The organism is Streptomyces sp. NPDC097981 (assembly GCF_040302565.1).
GTDB lineage: Bacteria > Actinomycetota > Actinomycetes > Streptomycetales > Streptomycetaceae > Streptomyces.
In genome coordinates, this window is record NZ_JBEORW010000069.1 from 16,038 (window position 1) to 24,240 (window position 8,203).

Sequence of the window (8,203 nt, forward strand, 5' to 3'; positions counted from 1 at the left end):
CTGATAGACAGACCCTCGCCACCGCAGGCGAGGACGGCACCGTAGGACTGTGGGACGCGGCCACAGGCAAGACCCGCGCCACCCTTGCCGGGCACACGGACGCAGTACTGTCCGTGGTGTTCAGCCCTGACGGACACACCCTCGCCACCGCCAGCGCCGACCGCACCGTACGACTGTGGGACGTCGCCACAGGCCGGGCCCGGACCCGCTTCGCCCTGACCGGGCATACGGACGCAGTCGAGTCCGTGGCGTTCAGCCCCGACGGAAAATCCCTCGCCACCTCCAGCACCGACAGGACTGCCCGGCTATGGGACGTGACCACTGGCAAGATCCGCGCCACCCTTACCGGGCACAAGGACGCAGTACTGTCCGTGGTGTTCAGCCCTGACGGACACACCCTCGCCACGGCCAGCGCCGACCGCACCGTACAACTGCAGGTCGGAGTCCTTCTCGCTCCCTCCGGGGCAATCCAGCAGATCTGTCGCACAGTCAAACGCGACTTCACCCCAGAGGAACGAGAGGCATACCATCCAAGCCGAGGGCCCGTGTGCCCAACCCCTGGCAGCAGCTGAAAACGGATCTGGACCGAGCAGTGGGCCCGTCGCGCGCCCCTGCCGCAGTCCGTGGCCCGGAAAAGCGAGCAGGGGCTGCGCGACCCCTTGAAGGCCGGGCTGATGGAGTACACCACCTGGCAGCAGGGCCCGCCCTCCGAGGTTGACGAACTCCAGATCGGCACCGCCCCGGACGCGCCTCTTTCCAGTCCGGGAGTTCGGTCTGGCCGCGCTTACGGCGGTGCGGGATGACGAGGCCGGTGCCCTGGTAGCCGCCGTCGGCGATCGTGAGGGTCTTGCCGACGGCGGCCTTGGCGCCGGATTCCTCCCATGCCTTGCAGTTGTTGCGGTTCCCGGCGAGCGGCCGGCCTACCACGACGACCAGGCGGGTATCGGCGTCGATGACGACCTGGTGGTTCGTGGAGTACCTGTAGTTCTTCGACTGTGCGGCGATCTCGTGGTCGCGCGTCGGCACCAGGGTGCCGTCCACGATCAGTACGGTGTCCTTGGCGAACCGCTTGCGGGGCTGGAGCGCCAGCATGGGCCCGAGATGGTCGATGATCCGGCCCGCCGCCGACTTCGACACCCCGAACAGCGGCGCGAGCTGCCGCATCGTGAGGTTCGTGCGCCAGTACGCCGCGACCAGCAGGGCCCGGTCCTCCAGCGGAAGACTCCACGGCCTGCCTTTGCGGACCGCGTCCGCGCCCTCGCGTCGCAGCACCGTCACCAGCTTGCCGAACTGGCGCGGGCTCAGCCCGGTGAACGGGGCTATCCAGGACGGCTCCGACGCCGTGATCACACCAGCCACACCAAGATCATTCCAGTTTGCAGGCGCTGCCCAGCGTCCTCGATCCTGTGTGCTCGGCAAGCAAGGAGGGCACATGGGACTGGTTCTTTTCCCAGGCGACGGAGACAACAACAGTCCTGATGTCTCCTGGTCCTACAGCGGATTCGCCGCCTTCCGGCGGCGTCTGGCCGAGGCCGAGGGGTTCGTCCTCTCCGAGATGTCGGGCTTCGGCGGCGAACGCCCGTGGAGCCAGGTGTCCACCGCTCTGGAGCCACTCCTCGATCATCCAGATGCCGGCGGCGATGACCTTTCGCCTGCCGAGTGCGCGTTGATTCTGGTCCGGCTGGAAACGATCAGCGACCAGTGGGCACAGGAGGGCGGCGACCAGCTCCTCCAGCAGCACATCGAGGACGCCCGCCAGCTGGCGGGCGTCCTGCGGCTATGCATGGAGAAGAGCGTCCCGCTGGGCTTCGTCTGAAGCCCCGACAGCGGAACCCGCCTTACGGGACAACTCTTAAGTGGTCGACGCTCGAAGTCCTTCGGGGGTTGACGCAGTGGTGGGCATTGTGTCGGAGGGCTGCTCAGACGTCGAGGCGGTGGAGTAGGGCTCGCAGGTGCAGTCGATGGCCACTTCGGGGGTGCCGGCGAAGGCGCCGGTGTGGGGCGGGGTCCTCTGTGCTTGTCTGGCGAGGTAGAGGCAGCGCCCTGTCCAGGACGCGCGACACGCCCCGAAGCTGGCCAACCCGAGGGTCGGACAGCGGCGCCACTGGCGGCGGTCACGCCTCGCGTGGCCGCAGAACCCTCACTCCGAACGCCAGCAGTGGTTCTTGAATGGTCACTCATGTATGTTTGCCTCATGCCCAGACCTCGAGAGTTCGAGCCCGACACCGTCCTGAACGTGGCCATGCTGCGGTTCTGGGAGCGCGGGTACCGGGCGACGTCCATCGAGGATCTGGTGAAGGCGACCGGGGTCAAGCCGGGGAGCCTTTACAGCGCCTTTCCGGGCGGTAAGCACGCGCTGTTCCTGAAGTCGCTGGAGCGCTACTCCAGGCTGGTCGTCCCCGAGAAGCTGGGCGAGTTGCAGGCTGCGGGCGCCTCGGTGGCCGAGATCCGCGGCTACTTCGACGGGCTGGTGCGCGACCTGCTCAGCCCCGAGGGCCGACAGGGTTGCCTGCTCGTCAACACGGCGATCGAGAAGGCCGCCGAGGACGACGCGGCAGCGGCCGTCGTGCGTGGCCACATGGCCCGGCTCGAACGGTGTATGACCCACGCGCTGGAGAACGCGGCCCGTGGGGGTCAGGTGCGCGCCTCGCTGGACTGTGCCGGCAGCGCCAAGCTGCTGGTCGCTACATGCCAGGGGCTGATGGTCGTCGGGAAGGCGAATCCCGACGAGACGCTCCTGCGGACGATCGTCGACAATGCCTTCGCTGCTCTCGCCTGACGGCCGGGCATACGGGCCACCGTACGCGGTGGCTCTTTCTTCGCGCCAATAGTTGAATAAGTGCTCAAGAATGGAGCTGGGACATGAAGGCCATCGTCATCTCCGCCCACGGCGGCCCCGAGGTTCTCACCCTCACCGAACTGCCCGACCCGGCGCCCGCCGACGGCGAAGTGCTGATTCGGGTCAAGGCGTTCGGCCTCAACCACGCCGAGGCGTACATGCGCAGCGGCGCCTGGGGGAAGGTCGCCTCCGTCCCCGGGATCGAGTGCGCCGGGGTGGTCGAGGCAGACCCATCCGGTGAACTCCCCGTCGGGACCAGGGTGGTGGCGATCCTCGGCGGCATGGGACGGACCCGCAACGGAAGCTACGCGGAACTGGTGACCGTGCCGGCGACCAACGTGGTGGCCGTGCGCTCGTCGCTGGACTGGGCCGATCTGGCGGCGGTGCCCGAGGTGTACGCGACGGCGTGGAGCGGCCTGTTCGGCAATCTGGACCTACGACCGGGCGAGACTGTCCTGGTGAGGGGAGCGACCTCCTCGCTCGGCCAAGCCGCCGTCAACCTCGCGGTCGACCACGGCGCGACCGTTCTCGCCACGACACGGGACCCGCAGCGAGCGCCACTGTTGAAGGAGCTCGGGGCCGCCGACGTCCTCATCGACGACGGCGCGCTCGCCGACCAGGTCTTGGAACGGGAGGTCAGCGTCGACGCGGTGGTTGACGTCGTCGGCAACAGCGCCCTGCGCGACTCGCTGGCCCTGGTCCGGCCGCGCGGCCAGGTGTGCCAGCTCGGCTTCCTGGGCGGATTCGAGCCGGTTCGGGACTTCGACCCGATCGCCGATCTCCCCAGCGGAGTCCGGCTCAGCTTCTTCGGCAGCGCCTTCGTCCTGGGCACCCCCGCATTCCCGCTCACCGACGTACCGTTGGACGAGATCTACACCAAGGTCAACGTCGGTGCCCTCCGGGCCCGTCCCACCCGGGTCTTCCGGTTCGACGAGATCGTCGAAGCCCACCGGGCCATGGAGGCCGGAGAGGCCCTCGGCAAGATGGTCGTCGCCCTCGGCTGACCCCCCAGACCCTCCGTCAGCCGCCAAGGGACCCTGCCGCACCCGAGGAAATCGGCGAGGTTCTCCCCGCGCTGCGACAACACGGACCGGCCAGACCGGGGCACGGGTGCGGCTTGCTGCCTTGCCCGTCCCCCAACGATCGGCCGCCTTCATCCCGTGCCCCTCGCCCCCGCCGTGCCCGTCGTGCTGACCGCCTCCGAGCGCCACCGGCTGAAGACGATGGCCTACGGCCACAAGACCCCACATCAGACCCGGCAGCGGGCAACCATCGTGCTGCTGGCGGCCCGGGGGCTCTCCAATGCCCGGATAGCCACGCAGACGCGGATGCACGTGGACACGGTGCGCACCTGGCGGGGCCGGTTCGCCCACAGCGGGCTGCCGGCCCTGGCCGACCGCAAGCGTTCAGGGCGCCCCGCCCGTTTCACCCCCGTGCAGGTCGCCGAGGCCAAGGCGCTGGCCTGCCAGTTACCCGCCGAGACCGGCGTGCCGCTGTCGCGCTGGTCCTGCCCGGAGCTGGCCGCCGAGCTGACCGCGCGCGGGATCACCGACAGCGTCTCCGCCTCCACGGTGCGCCGATGGCTGCGCGAGGACGCGGTCAAGCCCTGGCGGTACCGGTCCTGGATCTTCATCCGCGACCCCAACTTCCGCGTCAAGGCCCAGCGTGTCCTGGACCTCTACGCCCGCACGTTCGAGGGTGTCCCGGTGGGCGAGGACGAGTACGTCGTCTCCAGCCGAGAAGACCTCCGTCCAGGCCCGCTGCCGCTGTCATCCGACCCTGGCCCCGGGCCGGGCTCGGGCGATGCGCGTCAACCACGAGTACGGCCGCGGCGGCGCGCTGGCCTACCTGGCCGTACGACGTCCACCGCGCGAAGGTCTTCGGCCGCTGCGAGCCCAAGACCGGGATCATGCCGTTCATGGCCCTGGTCGAGCAGGTCATGACCACCGAGCCCTACGCCAGCGCGAAACGCGTTTTCTGGGTCGTCGACAACGGCTCCTCCCACCGCGGCCAACGGGCTATCGACCGCCTGGCCAGCAGGTTTCCGAACGCCGTCATGGTCCACACCCCCATCCACGCCTCCTGGACGAACCAGTTAGAGATCCTCTTCTCCATCGTCCAGCGCAAGGTCGTCCAACCCAACGACTTCACGGACCTCACCCAGGTCCGGGACCGGCTCCGAGCATTCGAAGACCGCTGCAACGCCACGGCACAGCCGTTCCAGTGGAGGTTCACCACCTCCGACCTGAACGATTTGCTGGCCCGGCTCGACCGACACACACCAGCTGACCGCCAAGAAGAATCCTCCGTCGCCCTTGGCAGCCTGATCAACCCTCGAAGGACTTCGAGAGTCGACCACTTAGCTGGCAGCAATTGGCCCGCTCTTCGGGCTGGAACGATTACGACGGCTACCGCCCTGATCCGCCGGACAAGGCATAAACCATTGGCGTGGCAGGCCCCCGTCCCGAGGGCCTGCCTCAGCCCAGGACAGTGCGGGGAGCGTGGCTGGCCTCCCAAGTGGGTTGGTGGTGGGGTGTTTTGTACGACGCTGCGCGGGATTGTTCCTCAGACTGCACATGACCTGTCCGATGGCTCGATTGCTCTACAAAGGCCGGTGTGCGTGGTGCATGCGACAGCCTGGCGCGGTGAGCTCGGTATCATCGAAATGAGTTGGCCTGGACAGCGGAGTGCGGTGTCGCATCGGGTCTGGTTGCGCAGGTTGGTTGAGTGCTGTGCAGTTGCAGTGATCCTCGACAACACGATCGGCGATACGGCGAGCCAGCGGTGCAATCCGTCGGTTCCAGAGTCAATCCGAAATCAAGAATGAAGCACAAGCTGAGTGAGGTAGGCTGTTCGCATGGCCGCTGATGCTTCCGACTACGAGAAGGCCATGCCCTGGGTCCAGGAGCACGTGACGCGGTACGAGAAGGCCTTGGCGGAGATTCGCGTAACGCATGCCGGCAGACCGGCACCGGAGGTGAAGGCGGCCCTCCTGGCTGCTGGTGAGAGGCATGGTGTGCGCATTGCCAGCGAGGTCGCGCAGGACGCAGCCGAACGTATCGCTGACGGCACGCTGTAATCAGCCCCAGGTGCAACCTTTCGGACGGGATCCCGGCAGTACACCCACCCGCTTCCCGTAGCCGGCCGCCGTGGAGCGGGCTTGTCCTGGAGGCGAAGCCGGAAGGGCAAGGTGGGGGAGCGAAGCGGACCCACCGGGCGGTGCCCTCTGTTCGGCGGCTCGCATACTCCACGCTGCTCGTCACCTGGCTGACAGTGGACTTCGTCATCCGTTACAGCAGCACTGGTACAGCCCCGGGCGGCGCTCGGCCTCCTGGTCAGCCCCGGGAGTTCCGCAGGCCAGGAGCCGACCGAGGCACGACATCGCGCTGTTGCTCAGACTCTCGCCGAGACACCGTGAGATCCTTAGCGCGTGACTGAAGACAATACGCAGCATCAAGGCGAGTCACAGGGGCAAGTGACGCCGGTCAGGGCCGAAATCGAACGTGTGCTCGCTGAAGCTGAGCGACGAGAACGCGGCGCCCACCAACTAGTGCGTTTTTGGGGCGTCATGAATGTCGGGCTCGGCTTTCCCGCCGCGGTGCTCGCAGGCCTCTCTGGAGCTGCTGGATTGTCGTCGCCGCAGGCCCGTGTCCCGGCGGCACTGCTGGCGCTCATTGCTGCTGGTTTCTCAGCAGGGGCGGGCTTTCTCCGTAGTGACGTAAGACGCACCGAGAACCGGCGAACCCGGTTGGCGTGGGCCGAGGTCGAGGCTGAAGCACGCCTGCTTTTGACACAGGAGAGTCAGTTGGACCGCGAAGCCCTCCAGGAAGCAGTCCGGAACCTGCTTGACGGGAGGACAAGAGCCATCGGCACATCGCTTGGGGGGCAAACGACAAGCTGACGAGCCGGCGCTCCTGTCTTGTCATCGACCACAGCAGCACCAGGTAAGCCGCGGGCGCCGTTCAGCCCCCTCCTGGCCAGCCCCAGGAGCCCCGCAAACGCAGCCCGGCCGTGACCCCACCCCCTGCTGCCGATCCTGGAGGCGGAGCCGGAAGGACCCGGGTGGGGGGGAGCGGAGCGGACCCCCCCCAACGGGCCGAAGGCCCCGACCCCATGGAATGGGGTCACCCAGGCCTGCGGAGCAGGCCGTTCGGGGTGAAGCGAAGCGGAACCCGAACTAGTCCGGAGCGAAGCGCAGGACCCCGGCCGAAGGCCGGCCCTAGGCTCGCGAAGCCGGCCACCGCCGGCCGCATCAGGGAGCTGTCTCTCGCCGTGCTGGACCTGTGTATGGCGGTCAATACCAGACGGTGATGATGTCTGCTTTCAGCACTTCGGACGAATCTTCCGAAGCGTAGCGAACGGTCCATGGCTTTGTCTGCGAGCGTGTGATGCCGTCGAGGGCGCTGCCTGCAGAGCGGTCCTCACCAGGCAAATGACAGTCCCAGTTCCCGCGCATCCCAGCAACGTAGGTGGCTGTTCCTCCCCCGGCAACGCATTGCAGTGTTGACTTGTGTGAGGGGTCGCGGATCTCCAGAGCCCATGGCAAGCCCTTGTCGGCCGAGGGCCATTGGTTCGTCATACTCGGGTGAGTGATGGCCGAAACGTCATGGTCCCAGGGGCTCTTGAAGCAGAAAGCGACAGCTTCCGTGTCCACGCCATAGGACCAGCATGGGTCGAGAATCTGATCCTCTGCTCCGCAGCGAATGCTCTGCGGGTCGCTTGAGATCCAGGATGGGCCTGGACAGTCACCTTTTTGGTAGCGGCGAGTCACCCGGTAGGGCCTCTCCAGATGGCCGTAGTCCGTGAAGGGCCGCAGATACTTTTCCTCGGTGAGCTTCTGAGGGCGTGGGTGTTCCTTGAACACTCCGGTGAGCCACGCTACGGCGACTCCAACGATCACAGGCCCCAGCAGAGCCACCACAACCCACTTCCCTAGACGTCTCCACCATGGGTTACCAGACGGTTGCTGTGGACTCACATCCGACTCGGAATCAGGCATAGAGACAGCATTGCGCCCGCCTGTCTATTTTGGATGCATTTGATGCTCTCCCGGACGCAGCTCGGCCCCGTGAAACGGGGTCACCCAGGCCCGCGGAGCGGGCCGTTCGGGTGGAGCGCAGCGGAAACCCGAACCCGTCCAAAGCGAAGCGAAGGACACCGGCCCGAAGGGCCGGCCCCTGGCTCTGCGAAGCCGAGCCCCACCGAGCGCAGCGAGGCGCTTCATTGCTCCGAAGCGAAGCGAAGGAGCAGGCGCCGAAGGCGCCTCGGCCGAGCGCAGCGAGGCCGGTCTCTCCTGAGCGCGCGGATGGTCGGGCACGTGGACACGGTGTCGAAGCCGGCGGTGTTCTTCGGCCTGAGCTCGGC

Annotated in this window: 9 protein-coding genes and 1 pseudogene; 8 read left to right on the forward strand and 2 right to left on the reverse strand. The window is 67.2% G+C overall.

All coding sequences use genetic code 11. From position 1 onward, the window contains the following. Nucleotides 1-116: 116 nt before the first annotated feature. Nucleotides 117-572: a WD40 repeat domain-containing protein gene (locus ABTY04_RS37150; RefSeq protein WP_352217856.1), complete on the forward strand. Its 456-nt coding sequence runs from the start codon at nt 117-119 to the stop codon at nt 570-572. 178 nt (nt 573-750) lie between these two features. Here the strand turns inward: ABTY04_RS37150 and ABTY04_RS37155 are convergent. Continuing rightward, nucleotides 751-1,359: pseudogene (locus tag ABTY04_RS37155) on the reverse strand (transposase family protein); the annotation flags it as partial. Nucleotides 1,360-1,432: 73 nt separating this feature from the next. Here ABTY04_RS37155 and ABTY04_RS37160 point away from each other — a divergent pair. The 7 genes from ABTY04_RS37160 (at nt 1,433) to ABTY04_RS37190 (ending at nt 6,740) form a co-directional block, all read left to right on the forward strand. Then, nucleotides 1,433-1,816, forward strand: coding sequence for a hypothetical protein (locus ABTY04_RS37160; RefSeq protein ID WP_352217848.1), 384 nt, complete (start codon nt 1,433-1,435; stop codon nt 1,814-1,816). A 378-nt stretch (nt 1,817-2,194) separates the two neighbouring features. Further along, nucleotides 2,195-2,779 carry a TetR/AcrR family transcriptional regulator gene (locus tag ABTY04_RS37165; RefSeq protein WP_352217849.1) on the forward strand — a complete coding sequence of 195 codons (585 nt, stop codon included), beginning with the start codon at nt 2,195-2,197 and terminating at the stop codon, nt 2,777-2,779. An 83-nt stretch (nt 2,780-2,862) separates the two neighbouring features. Then, nucleotides 2,863-3,843 (forward strand): zinc-binding dehydrogenase, encoded by a 981-nt coding sequence (locus tag ABTY04_RS37170; RefSeq protein WP_352217850.1) that lies wholly within the window; start codon nt 2,863-2,865, stop codon nt 3,841-3,843. Between the two features lie 156 nt (nt 3,844-3,999). Beyond that, nucleotides 4,000-4,782, forward strand: coding sequence for a helix-turn-helix domain-containing protein (locus ABTY04_RS37175; protein ID WP_352217851.1), 783 nt, complete (start codon nt 4,000-4,002; stop codon nt 4,780-4,782). Further along, the gene (locus ABTY04_RS37180) at nt 4,758-5,666 is read left to right on the forward strand and encodes a hypothetical protein (RefSeq protein ID WP_352217852.1); all 909 of its coding nucleotides are present in this window, start codon (nt 4,758-4,760) and stop codon (nt 5,664-5,666) included. The genes ABTY04_RS37175 and ABTY04_RS37180 overlap by 25 nt, the downstream gene beginning before the upstream one ends. A 30-nt stretch (nt 5,667-5,696) precedes the next feature. Beyond that, on the forward strand, nt 5,697-5,918 hold the full coding sequence (locus tag ABTY04_RS37185) for a hypothetical protein (protein ID WP_352217853.1): 222 nt from the start codon (nt 5,697-5,699) through the stop codon (nt 5,916-5,918). A 351-nt stretch (nt 5,919-6,269) separates the two neighbouring features. Further along, entirely contained in the window at nt 6,270-6,740 is a 471-nt protein-coding gene (locus ABTY04_RS37190; protein WP_352217854.1) for a hypothetical protein, read from the forward strand. Nucleotides 6,741-7,133: 393 nt separating this feature from the next. Here the strand turns inward: ABTY04_RS37190 and ABTY04_RS37195 are convergent, their stop codons facing one another. Next, nucleotides 7,134-7,760 (reverse strand): hypothetical protein, encoded by a 627-nt coding sequence (locus tag ABTY04_RS37195; protein WP_352217855.1) that lies wholly within the window; start codon nt 7,758-7,760, stop codon nt 7,134-7,136. Between the last annotated feature and the right edge of the window lie 443 nt (nt 7,761-8,203).

Bases quoted from the DNA above. Each gene is read 5' to 3' on its own strand.
- ABTY04_RS37160 (WP_352217848.1), top strand. From the start codon at position 1,433: ATGGGACTGGTTCTTTTCCCAGGCGACGGAGACAACAACAGTCCTGAT.
- ABTY04_RS37165 (WP_352217849.1), top strand. From the start codon at position 2,195: ATGCCCAGACCTCGAGAGTTCGAGCCCGACACCGTCCTGAACGTGGCC.
- ABTY04_RS37170 (WP_352217850.1), top strand. From the start codon at position 2,863: ATGAAGGCCATCGTCATCTCCGCCCACGGCGGCCCCGAGGTTCTCACC.
- ABTY04_RS37180 (WP_352217852.1), top strand. From the start codon at position 4,758: ATGGCCCTGGTCGAGCAGGTCATGACCACCGAGCCCTACGCCAGCGCG.
- ABTY04_RS37185 (WP_352217853.1), top strand. From the start codon at position 5,697: ATGGCCGCTGATGCTTCCGACTACGAGAAGGCCATGCCCTGGGTCCAG.